Below are 15,388 nucleotides of genomic sequence, written 5' to 3'. Positions count from 1 at the left end.
CACAAGGAGCGGCATGATTGTTCACTGGCAGGCGCTTACCGCGCCAAAGCTCAAAGAGATCGCCGCCCGCGACCCGGTGGCGGTTTTGACCCTGGGCGCTATCGAGCAGCACGGCACGCACCTGCCGCTGGCCACCGACCTGATCATTGGCGAGGGACTTCAAAGCGCCATGCTGGACGTGCTGGATTCGGCCGTAGACGTCATTTGCCTGCCGCCGATCGCCGTGGGCGCCAGCGACGAGCATAGCCACTTTGCCGGCACGCTGAGCCTGCCCCACACGACGGCAATCGCCACCCTCGAAGCCTACGGGGAAAGCGTCGCGCGCGCGGGGATCAAGAAAATGGTCTGGATCAATAGTCACGGCGGTAACAAGGCGGTCATGGACCTGGCGGCGCTGACGCTGCGCAAGCGCTTTGCGATGCGCGTGGTGAAAGCCACCTATACGCGCCTTCCCCCGCTCGAGGCCGCCATCGACCCTGACGAGCTGCGCTACGGCTTGCACGGCGGCCTGCTGGAGACGGCCATGATGCTTTACCTGGCGCCGTCGCTCGTACATTTAGAAGACTACGCGCCCGCCCCGCCAGCGCAGCCTAAAGAGCCCGAGCATTTGCTCGGCCCCGAGGGGGCAGCGGCATTTGCCTGGCTGGGGGAGGATTTGAGCGAGCACGGCGTAGCCGGCGATGCTACCGGCGCCGAGGCGGCACTGGGTCAGCGCCTGGTGGAGCACTACGCGGCCAAACTCGCCCAGGTCGTCGCGGAAACCGCCACGCTTCCTGCTTTTCAAAAGGCGCATTAAAAAGCCGCCAGCGGTATTTACTGGCGGCCAGTGCAAGCGCTTACTTTCGTTAGCGGCCGCGGCCTTCCAGCACGTCGTCGAGCAAATGGCCCGCCCGGTTGGCCTTGGCGCTCAGGTAGCGGTGGTTTTGATCCGTCACGCTGCCGTAAAGGGCCTGGCGCGAGACGACTTCGACCCCGCCGTCCGTCAACGCCTGAATTTTAAGCGGGTTGTTGGTCAGAAGCTGTACCTTGTCGATCGAGAGCGCGCGGAGCATATCCACCGCCACGGCGTATTGGCGCTCGTCATCGCCAAAGCCGAGCACCTGGTCGGCGTCGACGGTGTCGAGCCCGCCATCCTGCAGGGTGTAGGCGCGCAGTTTGTTGGCAAGGCCAATGCCACGCCCTTCTTGCGCCAGGTACAAGAGCACTCCGCCGCCCATGGCCTCGATACCCGCCACGGCATTTCTGAGCTGCTCGCCGCAATCGCAGCGCAGGCTGCCGAACAGGTCGCCGGTCAGGCAGGCCGAGTGCAGGCGAAGTGGCACCGCGCCTTCGATTTTTTCGAGATCACCAATCACGACGGCCACGTGCTCGCGCAGCCCGTCCGGCTCGCGAAACAGCACGAAACGGCTCTCCACCGCATCCTCCAGAGGAATGTGCGCTTCACTGATCCGCTTGAGCATGCCCGGGGCGCCGGCCAGGCACTGTTCGGCTTCCTCGGCGTCGACCTCCAAAAGCTTGCCTTGCACGAGCTGCTCGTCGATGACGCTGGCCTGAGCCTCGCTCACCTCGGCGCAGAGCGCGGCGGGGATGAGCAGCGCCCGGCGCATCAGGTTGACCGCGGCGCGCTCGCCCACCCCGGCCGGCTTTAACCCGGTCAACAGGCTTGAAGCGCTCTCCTCGCCCTTGGCCACCGCAAGACGATGAAGATCCCTTTCGCTTACCTGCTCGGCCAGGGGCAGGCACGCCGCCTCGGCCTTGAGCGACATGCCCATGGCTTCGAGGCGGTGGCGCGTCAATATCATGGCCGGCCGCGAGCCGGAAAGCGTGGATAACGTATCGACTGAAACGCTGCCCTCCAGTGCCTGCACCAGCAAGCGTTGACCACCGGTCTTCAACACCACGGGCAAGCCGCGGCGAATGTCGAAAATAGCGCGTTCAATGTGATACATGTAGGCCTCCTGGTTGCCTGGTAATGCGAGCAAGGTACGCTTGCGTTGGGCGCGTGGCCCCGGCATGATTCAACGTTGATTTTTCCTGGGAGGCGTCATGCCCGACTCCGATGGTTTGATAGGCCTTGCGCCGGCTGGCCCCGTTATCGACGTCGATAACGCTTGGCAGTGGCTGCTCGCCACGCGTAACGACGCTACAAGTGACATCCCCATCATGCTTTCCGGCGAAGGCGGGTGGCACTGCCCGGACGGCGTTCGCGTCACCGCCGAGGCCGAAACGCTTCTGACCTGCCTGACGCCGCTGGCCAGGCAAAAGACATGGACGCTGGCCCAGCTGGGACAAAGCCTGGATGGGCGTATCGCCACCGAAAGCGGTCATTCGCACTATATCAATGGCTTCGAAAGCCTGGTTCACCTGCACCGGCTTCGGGCGCTGGCGGACGCCGTGGTCGTGGGCGCAGGCACCGCCGCCGCCGATAACCCCCAGCTCACCGTGCGCCACGTGAGCGGCGCGCACCCGGTACGCGTGATCATCGACCCGCGCGGGCGCGTGCCCGCGACGCTGGGTCTTCTGCAAAGCGAAGCGCCTCCCACGCTGCACATCATCGGCGCCGGGGGCGAGCGGCGCCCCACCCGTGCTACCCAGTGCGAGCTGCCCTTGAACGCGAACGGTCAGTTCGACCCCACGGATGTCGTGACGCTTCTGCGGGGGCAGGGCTATCGTCGCATTCTGGTCGAAGGCGGTGGCATCACCATTTCCAGATTCATCGAAGCCGGCACGATTGGCTATTTGCATCTTCTGGTGGCTCCCCTGTTGATTGGCTCGGGCCGGCCGGGTCTTCAAATGACGCCGATCGACACGTTGGAGAGCGCGCTGCGCCCGCGTATGCGCACCTTCCCCTGCGGGGACGACACGCTCTTTGACATCTGCCTGGCCAGCAGCGCTACCTGACGGCGTCGCCTGGCCGCGCTGACCAAGGGCCACCCAAATGCCTGGCAGGCTCGAAAGCAGGACCAGCACCCCGTAGGCCAGCGAAATGGCCACGCCCTGGGCCGAAGGCAGCCCGACCCACAGCCAGACCGCCGCCGCCGTTCCCTCGCGAAGCCCCCAGCCGGCGATGGAGAGCGGCACCAGCATGGCAAGCAGCAGCGGGGGCGTCAGGGCCAGAATGCTCCAGGTGCTCTGCTCGATACCGATCGCGCGTGCAGCGCACACCATGACCAAACCGTAGCTGATAACAATGGCAAGGGATGACGCCAGCTGCCAGTACCAAACGCCTCGTTTGAGCAAGCTGCGGCGCATATCGCGCCCGAAGGTAGCGCACCAGGCGGGCAGCTCGAAGGTGCGGGTTTGGCGCAGCCAAAACGCGCCCCCCCCTCCACCAAGCGCTATCGTGATCACGCCCCCCACCAACAGCAAAAACCCGGTGGCGCCCAGCGCCCGATGCCAAAGCGGCGAAGCGCACAGCGCCAGTATGACCAAAAGCGCCACAGCGCCCTGGCCCGAGGCGCGCTCGAGGAGCACCGCGCGCCAGGCGCCGCCTTTGGAGGCAGACTGGGTCGCGTGGCGGTGGGCACGCCCGGCGTCGCCCAGCACGCCGCCCGGCAGCAGCTGATTGACCAAAAGCGCCAGGTAGTACTCACGCAGCGCGTAACCATAGCGCAGCGGTACCCCCACCAAATCCGCGGTGAACTTCCAGCGCCAGGCGCTTAGCATGACCTGCAAAACGCTAATCGCCAGCGCCAGCGCCATCCACATCGGTGATAACCGCTGGACCTCCCGGGCCACCTCGCCCGGGTTTACCCAAAGCGCCACCGCGCCCAACAGTGCCGCGCTGATGAGCCCGCGCTGCACCCAAGGGGTTTTAAGCCACGCCATTACGCCCATGCGTTACGCCTTTACGGGCGGTAAGGCGAGCACATCCTGGTGCCCGACCCAGATACCCAGCTCACCAGCTCTGACCATGGCTAGGCGCGCATCGCGCCACTGCGCGATGCGGCTTGCCTCTACGGGGGCTTGCTCGGTCATCGCCTCGGCCCAGCCCTCGAGCAGCGAACACATCATGGGAGCGAATTCAGGGTCCCCGGCCCTAAGCTGCCAAGGGGTAGCGGCCTGCTCTACATGGAAGCCGTGGGCGTTCAAGGCCTCGACGAGCTCGGCCTGGGCCGCGCCACCCAGTGCGCTACCAAGGCCCTTGTCGCGAAGCTGGTGGGCGTTGAACAGCGCCAGCGCCCAGCGATCCTCATCGTTTTCGAGCATCTCGCCGGCCGGGTCGACGAAACACCACTGACCGGTGACGCTAAGCGCTACTAAAAGCGCTTGCTTTTGCGCCGCGCATCGCTTGGCCAGCGCTTCGATCCACTCTTTGGAGACCAGGTCCAAAAGCGCCGAGGCGGTGACGAGTTTTGCCGCCGCCAGCGCTTCGTGGTCCAGATCACTGAGCGAGGCACAGTGAATACACGCTTTGACGGCTTCGCCGCTAGCGCTCGTTAGCGCCTCGGCCCGACGTTGGGCCTCTCTTAACAGGCGCTCGTCGTGATCCAGTAATTGCCAGCTTTGCGCGCCGGGAAGCCGTGGCGCCAGAAACTGCATGCTGCTGCCGCGCCCGCAGCCCAGATCGGCTATCACCGGCTCGCCGGGTTGCTTCTGAAGCCACTGCCCCGCCTGGTTGGCAAGCTCGGCGCTGCGCGCCTTGAAATCCGCGCTTTCCCGAAGCGTGAGCCAATCGGCACCAAATTCGCTGCCCGCCGAAAGCGCAGCCGGGCGGCCAAGCGCGTCTGCAAAGGCCTGCCCCGCCGCCTGCCAGTCGCCAAGCGCATCCCGCGCGGCGAGTGCCCCCTGGCGCAGGCGCGCGCGCAGCTCTTCATCGCTTAAAAAGCCCTCGAGCGCTTCATTAAGCGCTGCGACATTGCCAGGTTCTACGCTCATACCCGCATTGGCGGGTAAGGTGTCGGCTAGCGCCCCGCCGGTAGTAGTGATCACGGGCAGGCCGTGGGCCAGGGCCTCGGTGACCACCATGCCGTAGCCTTCGTACCAGGAGGGCAGCACCAGGGCGTGGGCGTGCTGGTAGGCGGTCTCGAGGGTGGCGGCGTCGCACTCGCCGTGCAGGGTTATCTGGTTCAATCCGTGACGCTCGATCAGCGCCTCGACCTCGGCGGTAAAAGCCGAGTCGCGCTTGCCGCCATAAAGATCGCACTGCCACTGGGTAGCGCTGACGCCGGCCAGCGCCTTGACCAGTACGTCCTGGCCTTTGCGTGGGGTCAGGGTGGCCACGCACAAAAGGCGCAGCGGCTCACCGCTTGCAGGCGTCGGGCTAGCGGGAGCGGGCTCGACCCCGGGCTCGACGGCGGTAACGGGGGCGCGCAAGGGCAAATCGTATTCATCCGCCAGCGTTTCGAGACGGCGCTTTGTAAAGCGGCTGGTGACGATAATACGGGCCACGCTTTGCAGGCCCTGAAGCTCGCTCGCGTGTAGCCGCCTTTGCGCCGCGTCGTCCAGGCCCTGCTCATCGCCCAGCGGGTGGTGCACAAGGGCCGTGATATCCAGCCGTGCACCGTGGCTTGCCACGATATCCGGAAGGCTGCCCATCGCCAGGCCGTCGATAATCACCCGCTCGCCATCGCCCAGTGCACCCAGCGCTTGGGCGAGTTCGCCCGCGGCCTCGTCGCAGGCGTCCGGGAAGCGCCCGGCAAGCTCGGCCACGTTTACCTCGCAGCCCTGCTCGCGAAGCGCAGCTACCATTCGGGCGTCGTACATATAGCCCCCGGTACGCTGATCGAGCGAGCCCGCTACGACCAGGGTAAAGCGCTCTCTCATAAGGCGCCTTCGTAGCTTGCCCAGGCCACATGGGATTCGTGAAGCGTCACTTCCATATGGGTAATACCTTGGGCGGTAGTGCCCATCTTGCCCTCTTTGATGCTTTTGGCCAACGCATTGAAAATCACCCCGGCCATGAATTCGGTGGTGGTGTTTTTGCCTTTGAACTCGGGGACTTCGTCGAGGTTTTGCATGTTGTAAGCGGCCAGCACCTCTTTCACGGTGTCACTTGCCAGGCCGATATCGATCACCAGCCCGTCGCTATCCAGCTCCGGGCGCTTGAAGGCCACGTCGACCACGTAGGTAGCCCCGTGGGTGCGCTGGGCCGGGCCGAAAATCTCGCCCTTGAAGCTATGGGCAATCATGAAATGGTCGCGAACGCATAAACGGTACATGGAAGTTCCTTTTCTAAAATGTGCGGGCCAAGGATTGAACGCGTCAAGCGATCAATCGATTAGGTATAGTGAATACGGTGGCAAAGCGCCTGACTTTCGGGTCCGAAAAGTGTGGGCGCCAATGCGGGAAACTCCTCGAACGAGCATTCACCGCTGATCAGGTGGTCAAGCCGGGCATCCGCGAGCAGGGAAAGCGCAAGCGTTAGCCGCCGGCGATAATCCCAGCGCGGTTTGAGCGCAGCGGGTAGCTGCCCTACCTGGCTTGCCTTGATGGAAAGCCGCTGGGAGTGGAAGGCGCCGCCGAGGGCAAGCGATGTCTCACCTTCACCGAACCAACTCATTTCGATCAAGCGTCCTTCACTACCCAAAAGGCCAAGCCCCAAGCGCAATCCTTCGCCGTGCCCACTGGCATGAATCACGCAATCCTGGTCGGCCGGCGCGTCTTCCGGGGTGCAAAAATCGACACCCAGCGCCTTTGCAAGTACGCGGCGCTCCGGGTTGATGTCGATAAGGTGCACCGTCACACCCGGGATCTGCGCGCACAGATAAGCCACTAACGCCCCCACTACCCCTGCGCCCACGACGCAAAGCTTCTCGCCCAGCCGGGGGTTGGCATCCCACACCCCGTTGATGGCGGTTTCCATGTTCGAGGTGAGGACCGCGCGCGAAGGCGGGATGGCGTCGGGCAGGGGCAGGACCGCCTTTGAAGGCACGACATAACGGGTTTGGTGCGGGTAAAGGCAGAAGACGGTTTGATCCAGCAACGACTCGGGGCCCTTTTCGACCACGCCGATGTTGCAATAGCCATATTTGACCGGCGTTGGAAAATCCCCGGACTGGAAGGGCGCGCGCATCCGGGCGTATTCGCTCTCGGGCACCCGCGCGTTGAAGACCAACGACTCCGTTCCCCGGCTTACGCCGCTATAAAGCGTGCGCACCTGAACCTGGTCTTCGCTCAAGGGGGCGAGGTGTTCAGACTGAATTTGGCCCACGCCGGGGCGCTTGATCCAAAAGGCATCCGCCGTTTCCATCAGCGCCATAGATTCGATTCCCTGTGAAGAATGCGTTTTATCGTCCAACGCTTAAGCATTGCCAGGTTTTCATCACTTTTCAACGTCATGAGTTCTTTTCATTAACCTTAGCCTGGCTTAGTTTAGATGACGACAAGCCGGACAAATCACGCCGGTCTTTCATCAACATACCCTTTATACAGGTATAGACAAAGCCAAAAACTTATACAAAGATCATATTTTCAAAATATAAACATACAACATAGAACACAACATAGAACACAACATAGAACACAACATAGAACATAGATGCGGCCTTGCCCGCTTTGTGAGTTGCCATGCCACTTTTGACCGATACCCTCGCAGCAGGGCTATTCAAACGCCTTTACAGCGCGTTCGAACTGGCCCTGGGGGCATTACTTCTCGTCGTGATCGGTACGTGCTTCCCCCTTTTGTTGCCGTCGCTAGCAACCTGGGGGCTGACCGCAGCGATATATAGCGTGATCACCGGTTTGACCCTGTATTTCTGGCGGTGCGGACCGCTTGGCTGGGCCAATCGGGTCACACTGGTGCGGGGTGTTTTAGTGGCGATCATTGCCGGCGCGCTGGCGGGTGACGCCTTCATCGAGGCTATCTGGCTGTGGCTTGCGGTGGCCGTGGCCTCGTTGATGCTCGACGGTGTCGATGGGTTCGTGGCCCGCAAAACCGACAGCCACTCGCACTTTGGCGCCCGCTTTGACATGGAGCTCGATGCGCTTATGATTTTGCTGCTGTGCATCGGCCTTTTGCAGCTCGAATCCCTCGGCGCTTGGGTACTGCTCATTGGCGGTATGCGCTATCTGTTCGTGCTGGCAGGCCGAGGATTCGAGTGGCTCAAGGCGCCGCTTTTTGCGAGCTTTCGGCGTAAAGCGGTATGCGTTTGGCAGGTCCTGGCGCTGTTACTCGCGCTTACACCGCTCACCTCCCACGTGACGGCGAGCCTTCTGGCGCTCAGCGCGTTGATCGCCTCCGCCTACTCCTTCGGGTACGACACCTGGTGGCTTTATAGGCAGCCGCGCCACTAAGCCGCCTTGTTGGCAAGCCTACTCTACCCTGGCCCGGGCGGCTGCTACACTGGCGAGGTTGCGTTTTTCCGGAGCCGACTGTGACCCGCACCCACCACCCCGCCCCCACCTTTCAACTGCGCCTGGCGCTGCACCGCGATGTCATCATCGGGCCCGGCAAGGTGAGCCTTCTGGAGGCCGTCGACCAAACGGGGTCGATCTCCGCCGCCGGGCGCGAACTCGATATGAGCTATAAAAAAGCGTGGCAGTTGATCGATACCATGAACGCGCATTTTACCGGCCCTCTGGTGGCCACCCACGCCGGCGGTAGCGAGCGCGGGGGTGCCCAACTCACCGAGCTCGGCACGCTGGTGATTCGCCACTACCGCGCGCTCGAGCGGGCCACCGAGCACTGCGAAGATGCCCAGGCACTGCTGGCACTTCTAGCACCTCCCGGTGAGGAGGGCTAACCGATAGGGCGTGCTCTCGATCGAACGGACTGGCTTGATCCTGACCGTTATTGCCGCTACTCTCCGCTATATCCAAACGGAAATAGCGGGAGCAGATCACGATGAAACCTCTTCTTGCACGCCCGTCGCTGGCCGCGCCGCTGCTTCTCTTGTTTGCGCTGTCGGCCGAGGCGGCGGACAACGTTCATGTGGCCGCCGCGGCTTCGCTCACCGATGCCATGGATGAGGCCATCGCCGCCTTCGAGGCCGACCACGACATTACCGTCACCCCGGTCTACGCTTCATCGTCGACGCTGGCGCGCCAGATCGCCAACGGCAGTCCCGCCCAAGTGTTTCTCTCCGCCAACGTCGACTGGATGGACTGGCTGGAAGAGCAAGGCGTCGGCCTCACCGAGCGCCGGGACCTGCTGCACAACCGTTTGGCGCTGGTGACCGGCAACGAGAACCAGGCCGCCTTCACGCCCGGCGAGGATGGCACTATCGATACCCTGCTGGCGGACAACGAGCGGTTATCCGTCGGCGACCCGGATCACGTACCCGCGGGTATCTATACTCGGCAGGCCCTCGAAGCGCTGGGTGAATGGGAAGCGCTGGCGCCCCGGCTGGCGCGGGGAAGCGACGTACGCGCCGCGCTTGCTCTGGTGGAGCGCCAGGAGGCGCCGGTGGGCGTGGTGTACCAGACGGATGCGCTGGCAAGCCCCCGGGTACATACCCTGGGACTGTTTCCCGCCGATACCCACGAGCCCATCACCTACCCCGTCGCGCTCATCGGCGCCGACGATGCCTCGAAAGACGCGACCGCCGCGCAAACGCTACGGACCTGGCTCGAAAGCGACGAGGCGCTGGCCATCTTTGGCGAATACGGTTTCGCGACCGACACCGACACGCCATGAGCCTGACGCCCGCCGAGTGGGAAGCGATACGGCTTAGCCTGTTGATCGGCGGGGCGGCGGTGGCGTGGATTTTGCCGCCGGGTATCGCCGTGGCCTGGTGGCTGGCCCGCTTCGAGTTCCGCGGCAAGGCGTTAGTGGATGGTCTCATTCACCTCCCCCTGGTGCTGCCCCCCGTGGTAGTGGGTTACCTGCTGCTGGTCACGCTGGGCCGCCAAGGGGTGGTCGGCGCGTGGTTATATGCCACGCTGGGGGTGTCGCTGCCGTTCACCTGGCAAGGAGCCGCCGTGGCCAGCGGCGTCATGGCGTTTCCCCTGCTGGTCCGGGCGCTCAGGCTCTCCCTTGAGGCGGTAGACCCCAAGCTCGAGGCCGCCGCCAGCACGCTGGGCGCCAGCCGCCTGCGGGTTTTCAGCACCATTACGCTGCCGCTGGCCGTGCCGGGGCTTCTGACCGGCACCGTGCTGGCCTTCGCTCGGGCGCTTTCCGAGTTCGGCGCCACGATCACCTTCGCCTCGAACATTCCCGGCGAAACGCGCACGTTGCCGCTGGCGCTCTATACGCTGATTCAATCCGCCGGCCAGGAGGGCGCCGCGGCGCGGCTCTGCCTGATCTCGATCGTGATCGCCCTGGCCTCATTGATCGCCTCGGAGTGGCTGGCCCGGCGCACCCGACAACGCTTGCAACAACGTGATGGCTAATCCGATGTCCACGAACCCCGCCAGGCGGCTAAGGCTCAGCGTCGCCAAAACGCTGGGCGAATTCGAGCTCGACGCCACCCTGGACTTACCTGCCAACGGGGTCAGCGGCATTTTTGGCCCCTCTGGCAGCGGCAAAACCAGCCTGCTACGCCTGATCGCGGGGCTGGACCGCCCCAGGTCGGGAACGATCACCCTGGGCGAGCAGACACTGCTGGATACCCGGCAACGCCGCTGTACGCCCGTTCACCGACGGCGTATCGGCGTGGTGTTTCAGGAAGCGCGGCTTTTCCCCCACTACCGGGTGCGGGGCAACCTCACCTACGCCATGCCCCGCTCGGCGCCGGAGCGCTTCGATGACGTCGTCGAGCTTCTGGGCATCGAGGCGCTGTTGGAGCGTATGCCCGGCACGCTCTCCGGTGGCGAGGCGCGCCGGGTTGCTATCGGCCGGGCGCTTCTGAGCGAGCCGCAGCTTCTATTGATGGACGAGCCGCTGACCGGGCTCGACGGCGCGCGCAAGGACGAGCTTCTGCGCTATATCGCTAGGCTCACCCGCCAGGTCGACATTCCGGTGGTCTACGTTAGCCACGACGCCGATGAGATCGCCGCCATTGCCGACCACCTGGTGGTCATGAACGCCGGGCGCGTGGTGGCAAGCGACACGCTGGACACGCTGCTACAGCGCTTCGATTTGACCTCGCTACTCGGCGGCTTCGATGCGGCCTCGCTGCTGGAAGGTACCGTCGAATCCGTCGATCATGCTTACGGCTTGACCTGCCTGGCACTGGACGAACAGCACCGCTTGATGCTGCCCGGCGACGCCGCCCCGGTGGGTAGCCGCGTGCGCGTGCGCATTCCCGCCCGCGACATCGCCCTGGCCCTGACGCCGCCGGCCGACACCAGCTTTCGCAACCAGCTGCCAGCCATCATCGAGGACACCGCGACGCTACCCGAGACGCCCCACTCGGTCGAGCTTCTCTTGCGCCTTGGCCGCTTTGGCCTGCGCGCCCGGCTCACCCGCCACGCCTTCGAGGCGCTTGGGTTGAAAAAAGGCATGGCGGTGACGGCGCTCATTCGTAGCGTCTCCTTCAATGCGCTCCAGCGCTAAGCCCAGTTGCTGCCGTGAGGAGCACATTAGAACGCACTGGCTATGGTTGCGCTTCCCAATTACCCCGTCCATCCCTTTGTCGATAAACCCGACACGATGGACCCAGCGCTGACCGAGCCCGCGAGCGTTGGACTGGCGGCTTGCGCCAGGCTTAATTGCCGCTGCCGCCGTCCGCACCACCGCCTCCTCCGTCGCCACTGTCGAATGAACCGACGTCGCCCATCGCGCCACCGCTAAAGCTTGCGCTGGCAGCAATAATGCTCGAGCAGTTGAAATCCGTGCTACCGGATAAGTAATCGTTCCCTACCTCCGCCCGCAGGGTTTCGTAACTTGCGTCCCCCCGGTCGTGGTCTCGAAAAGCCATAAACTCTGGCTCTCGGGTATACATCGCCATGGCATACTGCTGGTAATGATTATTAAGCCCTGACCGCTCGATACTGCGCTGTACCTGGAGATGGGTATAGTACGGCTGACGCCCATAATCATTGGCCAGGGTCGTCGGTAATCGCTGAATATAGGATTCAATGGCCCTCTTTTTTCTGATCCTCTCGAAAAATCGCATAATCAAGCTCTCTTAAGATAACGCTCGAAGACAGGATGCCCCACCGCCCGCTAGCCAAGCACCATGTGTAGTAGCGGGTAAGGTTTGCCCAGCCCATCAACCGGTGAGCGCCCCACCACCTCAAAGCCCAGCCGCTGGTAAAACCCCAGCGCCTGCACGTTCTGCTCATTTACATCGACCTTGTCGACGCCCTGCTCTTGAACGGCGTGCTCGACCAGCGCTTTGCCGATGCCCTGGCCTCGCGCGTCGGGGGCGATGAACAGCATTTCGAGCTTGCCATCGCTTACGCCGCTGAATCCCAGGATCTCGCCGCCGGGCGCGCGTGTCATTTGCAGCGTTACCGTATCGAAAAACTGCTCGAAAATGAGCGGTTTGAGCATCAACAGATCGTCTTCGGCGAGAAAATCATGGGTGGCGCGCACGGAGGCTTCCCACACGGCAATCAGCGCCGAGTAGTGGGCTTTATCGGCTTTTTCTATCTTCATCGTTTTTCTCGATTAACGGCGTAGTGTTTACGGCGGCGTTACCTCGATAAACCATGCCGGGTGCATGGCCTCGAAGTCGGTGCGTACATTGGTGGGCAGGTAGCTGGCGGAATCCAGCACCACGGCTTGGCCCTCTTCACGCTTGAACACGACCCAGTGCCAGAAGGGCTTGCCGCCCCTTTGGTGCGGTTTAACCGCCAATAACGCCAAATCCGGTAATGCTTGCCAGCAATCAAACGGGATTTCCTGCGGCGAGGTCGTAACCCCCGCTTGCGCCAGCATTCGCCGAACGTACTGAGTGTCGGACCAGAGCGACTCGTCTTCGGCGTGAATGCCCATCGCATTGGCGGTGGCTTTCATCTCCGGGTAGGTTTTGCCCAAAATGTTAGCAACGGAGGCAATGCCGCAGCCGGTAGTTTCTTCCTGTATGACAGACGTTATCAAACTCGTATTCCTTTTACTTACATGCGATGAACACGCTTTACCAAAACCGCCGCCCAGGTAGCGCTGCGTTGGGAGCATCAACTGGGCGATATACCGCTGACGCGCTCCACCAAAACGACGCGCATTCCTGAAAACCTGTCGCCCAAGTGGGATTGAGCCGCGAAGCGGGCGTTTGAATATTACTCGCCTAATCCAACGCTTTAAGTCGCTATAGGGTGCCGGCAACGCGCGTGGGTTTAGGCCCGACGTCGGCCATCGCTAAAATCTCATTGGTGGGTACGCTCACCAGTGCCGCCGCGGATTTACCGCTGGCGCGAATCGCGCGTTCGGCAATCCAGGTGCCCGCGCGATAGCCGATCCAGCGCCGGCCGTCATCGTGTTGAATCATCCACTGGAAATAGGGCGCGGTCACGGGCAGTGCCAGCAGTTCCTCGACCCACACGTTGACGTTAGCCGGGTAGTCGCCCCAGGGCGTGCGCCGCCCGCCTACGTCACGCTCGAACACGGTGGCCAGCCCTTCGCTGACCACGCCCTCCATGAACGTCGTGCGCGGCTCGTCACGATGGATCACCCAGCCCCGGGCCAAGTGATGAAGCTCATGAAACAACGTATAGCCAAGCTCTTGGCGGGCGATATCGGCCACGCCTTGCGGGCGCTCACCATCGACGGTCCAGCCGACTCGCGTGGCAGAAATCGCCAGCCCCATTTCGCCGGTCTCGGGAATCACCGCCTTGCCGGTCTGGCAGGCGAGCTCGATGTCATCGACAAGCACCGGTAAGTGCGCCCGAACCTTGGGCTCGACCTCGAAGCAAACCCGCTCGATAGCGTCGCGGGCGTCGATTGAAAAATGGCGGCCATCGCGGGTATCGAGGAATAGCGGGGTAATCATTAACTCTCTCCACTGACATTTTGCCCAGGTGGCATTACTTTCGTCGCATCGCCATCTCGTGGTAATTCATCCTATAAGTCATGAAGGCAAGAAGAATCGCCCCCACCGCATCAACAACGATCGCTACTGGCGAAAAGCCCGCTACGATAAAATTTTGATCCTGAATTCAAGATCTAAGGGCCATGAATACCGTATGACACCGCAAAGAGCGCATAAAGCGGTATCACGACCGCTATCGTCGCTGCATCGAAGGCTATGGCGACAGGTGTTGCAATCACACGGCCGGCAGTATCGAGGGGAGTAGTGGGCATTTTCATGTGCACCGGGTACTCGTTTTCGAGTTTTTGAAGTGGTAAATCACCTTCAATGATATACCTTTCGCCTTTTAACGAACTCATCAACTGATAGTGATCGCCCGCCTCATCCAGCGTAAAGCCAATCGCAGTCAATTGATCGATAAGCTCATCTGAGGGGATCTCTTCGCGAAGCGTAAGCGCTACGCTGCCGGTAACCGCGTTTGAACTCGTAAGGGTGAAATAGCTGAATCCGGGTTCAAACTCGACCTCTCGACTGAGCAGCAGCGCCTGGCCAAGCTGTTGTTGTCCGGAAAACAAATAGGCTTCTCGACGAGTCGTGATCACCACATCGTTCGTTTCCGTGTTCACGTAGAAGCCGTTGACATTAACGACCCGCTCCGGTTCTTCATTCCAGAGCTTCGCGGTACAACCCGCAAGTAACATACAAACGAGTACTATCAGCCACCGATACATGGTCCACTCCCACATTTAAAGTATAATTTAAACAGACCATACACGAACAGTGTTCGATAATTCTAGAGGACAGGCTCAAAAATGGACATATCACCTTACATTTGCCCAATCGTCATCGTCTAAAGTGATGTAGCGATCGTTACCAAGCCCCTACCTTTTGCGTAGGTAAAGCGACATTGAATCAGCCGCCACTCAAGGGCCGGAACCGCCATTACCTCCGCCACCGCACCCCTCTCCCATATCGCTACCGCCGTCGCTTCCTCCCGCAACACTGCTGTCGTCATTCGAATAGAACTTCGCGATATCGCTGGCGCTAAAATCGGCATTGCCGTTGAAGTAGCGGTCACCGACTTCCTGACGTAACGTGTGGTAATCAAACCCTATCGCCATCGCAGGCTGACCATGCCAGAACTTGAACGGATCTGCGTATATGGCAAGCGCATAGTGCACGTATTGAGCGTTCAATCCCGAGCGCTCGATACTGCGTCTGATCTGCTCTGGGTTGCACCCTCCAGAGCGGCCATAATCATTCAACAGTATGTTGGGCAGCTGCTTGATGTACGAATCGAGAGCGCGCTTTTTCCTGAATTTTTCCCATATCCACACAGAAACCTCCCAGTTTTGGGTTAACGCTTGATAGCATGTGCAACGTACGGAGAAATGAGCAATAGAACGAAGCAGGCTCGTCCAGGCATCACTCCCCTCAATGAGATTATGCGTCTTTTGACGAAGCTCGTAATACTCTTGATCCGCCCCAAGGTATTCCTCGCTTTGCCACTGTTCGCCTGAGCATGGCTGAAAGGGACGAGCGCTAGCGCGTCAGCGCAATACGAGGCGAGGCGTCAGATACTTCATGAAGAT

The 15,388-nt window shown here is 61.8% G+C and carries 17 protein-coding genes and 1 pseudogene; 7 read left to right on the top strand and 11 right to left on the bottom strand.

The genetic code is table 11. The annotated features are described in order from the left end of the window. Window positions 1-13: 13 nt before the first annotated feature. Window positions 14-796 (top strand): creatininase family protein, encoded by a 783-nt coding sequence (locus ACWHRL_RS04505; RefSeq protein WP_447895414.1) that lies wholly within the window; start codon window positions 14-16, stop codon window positions 794-796. Window positions 797-845: 49 nt separating this feature from the next. Here ACWHRL_RS04505 and ribA read toward each other — a convergent pair whose 3' ends face one another. Beyond that, on the bottom strand, window positions 846-1,949 hold the full coding sequence (gene ribA / locus ACWHRL_RS04500) for a GTP cyclohydrolase II RibA (protein ID WP_447895413.1): 1,104 nt from the start codon (window positions 1,947-1,949) through the stop codon (window positions 846-848). A 97-nt stretch (window positions 1,950-2,046) separates the two neighbouring features. Here ribA and ACWHRL_RS04495 point away from each other — a divergent pair, with 97 nt between their 5' ends. Further along, on the top strand, window positions 2,047-2,901 hold the full coding sequence (locus ACWHRL_RS04495) for a RibD family protein (protein ID WP_447896146.1): 855 nt from the start codon (window positions 2,047-2,049) through the stop codon (window positions 2,899-2,901). A gap of 63 nt (window positions 2,902-2,964) precedes the next feature. On the opposite strand, the pseudogene ACWHRL_RS04490 reads toward ACWHRL_RS04495, so the two are convergent. The 4 genes and pseudogenes from ACWHRL_RS04490 to ACWHRL_RS04475 all read right to left on the bottom strand — a co-directional run. Then, a pseudogene (locus ACWHRL_RS04490) lies at window positions 2,965-3,828 on the bottom strand (lysylphosphatidylglycerol synthase transmembrane domain-containing protein); the annotation flags it as partial. A gap of 12 nt (window positions 3,829-3,840) precedes the next feature. Continuing rightward, window positions 3,841-5,766, bottom strand: a complete 1,926-nt coding sequence (locus ACWHRL_RS04485) for a glycosyltransferase (protein WP_447895412.1) — start codon at window positions 5,764-5,766, stop codon at window positions 3,841-3,843. Then, window positions 5,763-6,161, bottom strand: a complete 399-nt coding sequence (locus ACWHRL_RS04480) for a 6-pyruvoyl trahydropterin synthase family protein (RefSeq protein ID WP_447895411.1) — start codon at window positions 6,159-6,161, stop codon at window positions 5,763-5,765. Before ACWHRL_RS04480 ends, ACWHRL_RS04485 begins: the two co-directional genes overlap by 4 nt. Before the next feature lie 59 nt (window positions 6,162-6,220). Continuing rightward, a complete protein-coding gene (locus tag ACWHRL_RS04475; protein ID WP_447895410.1) occupies window positions 6,221-7,201 on the bottom strand; it encodes a zinc-dependent alcohol dehydrogenase in 981 nt (326 codons plus the stop codon). Between the two features lie 308 nt (window positions 7,202-7,509). Here ACWHRL_RS04475 and ACWHRL_RS04470 point away from each other — a divergent pair, with 308 nt between their 5' ends. From ACWHRL_RS04470 to modC, 5 genes are all read left to right on the top strand, one after another. Beyond that, window positions 7,510-8,235, top strand: a complete 726-nt coding sequence (locus ACWHRL_RS04470) for a CDP-alcohol phosphatidyltransferase family protein (RefSeq protein ID WP_447895409.1) — start codon at window positions 7,510-7,512, stop codon at window positions 8,233-8,235. Between the two features lie 80 nt (window positions 8,236-8,315). Next, window positions 8,316-8,684, top strand: a complete 369-nt coding sequence (locus ACWHRL_RS04465) for a winged helix-turn-helix domain-containing protein (protein ID WP_447895408.1) — start codon at window positions 8,316-8,318, stop codon at window positions 8,682-8,684. A 101-nt stretch (window positions 8,685-8,785) separates the two neighbouring features. Then, window positions 8,786-9,577, top strand: a complete 792-nt coding sequence (modA, locus tag ACWHRL_RS04460) for a molybdate ABC transporter substrate-binding protein (protein ID WP_447895407.1) — start codon at window positions 8,786-8,788, stop codon at window positions 9,575-9,577. Then, window positions 9,574-10,272: a molybdate ABC transporter permease subunit gene (gene modB / locus ACWHRL_RS04455; RefSeq protein WP_447895406.1), complete on the top strand. Its 699-nt coding sequence runs from the start codon at window positions 9,574-9,576 to the stop codon at window positions 10,270-10,272. Before modA ends, modB begins: the two co-directional genes overlap by 4 nt. A gap of 4 nt (window positions 10,273-10,276) precedes the next feature. Further along, window positions 10,277-11,377, top strand: a complete 1,101-nt coding sequence (gene modC / locus ACWHRL_RS04450) for a molybdenum ABC transporter ATP-binding protein (protein WP_447895405.1) — start codon at window positions 10,277-10,279, stop codon at window positions 11,375-11,377. 151 nt (window positions 11,378-11,528) lie between these two features. Here the strand turns inward: modC and ACWHRL_RS04445 are convergent, their stop codons facing one another. The 6 genes from ACWHRL_RS04445 to ACWHRL_RS04420 form a co-directional block, all read right to left on the bottom strand. Then, entirely contained in the window at window positions 11,529-11,939 is a 411-nt protein-coding gene (locus ACWHRL_RS04445) for a DUF6559 family protein (protein WP_447895404.1), read from the bottom strand. Between the two features lie 50 nt (window positions 11,940-11,989). Then, window positions 11,990-12,424 carry an acetyltransferase gene (locus ACWHRL_RS04440; RefSeq protein ID WP_447895403.1) on the bottom strand — a complete coding sequence of 145 codons (435 nt, stop codon included), beginning with the start codon at window positions 12,422-12,424 and terminating at the stop codon, window positions 11,990-11,992. Window positions 12,425-12,451: 27 nt separating this feature from the next. Further along, entirely contained in the window at window positions 12,452-12,868 is a 417-nt protein-coding gene (locus ACWHRL_RS04435) for a hypothetical protein (protein WP_447895402.1), read from the bottom strand. 208 nt (window positions 12,869-13,076) lie between these two features. Then, window positions 13,077-13,757: a DUF2268 domain-containing putative Zn-dependent protease gene (locus ACWHRL_RS04430; RefSeq protein WP_447895401.1), complete on the bottom strand. Its 681-nt coding sequence runs from the start codon at window positions 13,755-13,757 to the stop codon at window positions 13,077-13,079. Window positions 13,758-13,930: 173 nt separating this feature from the next. Then, window positions 13,931-14,527 (bottom strand): hypothetical protein, encoded by a 597-nt coding sequence (locus ACWHRL_RS04425; RefSeq protein ID WP_447895400.1) that lies wholly within the window; start codon window positions 14,525-14,527, stop codon window positions 13,931-13,933. Between the two features lie 192 nt (window positions 14,528-14,719). Beyond that, complete coding sequence (locus ACWHRL_RS04420; protein WP_447895399.1) at window positions 14,720-15,133, bottom strand: DUF6559 family protein; 414 nt, start codon at window positions 15,131-15,133, stop codon at window positions 14,720-14,722. Window positions 15,134-15,388 lie beyond the last annotated feature (255 nt).

The organism is Vreelandella sp. GE22, from assembly GCF_968212445.1.
The sequence above is the reverse complement of the archived record's forward strand: the minus strand, read 5'-3'. Positions and strand labels throughout refer to the sequence as shown.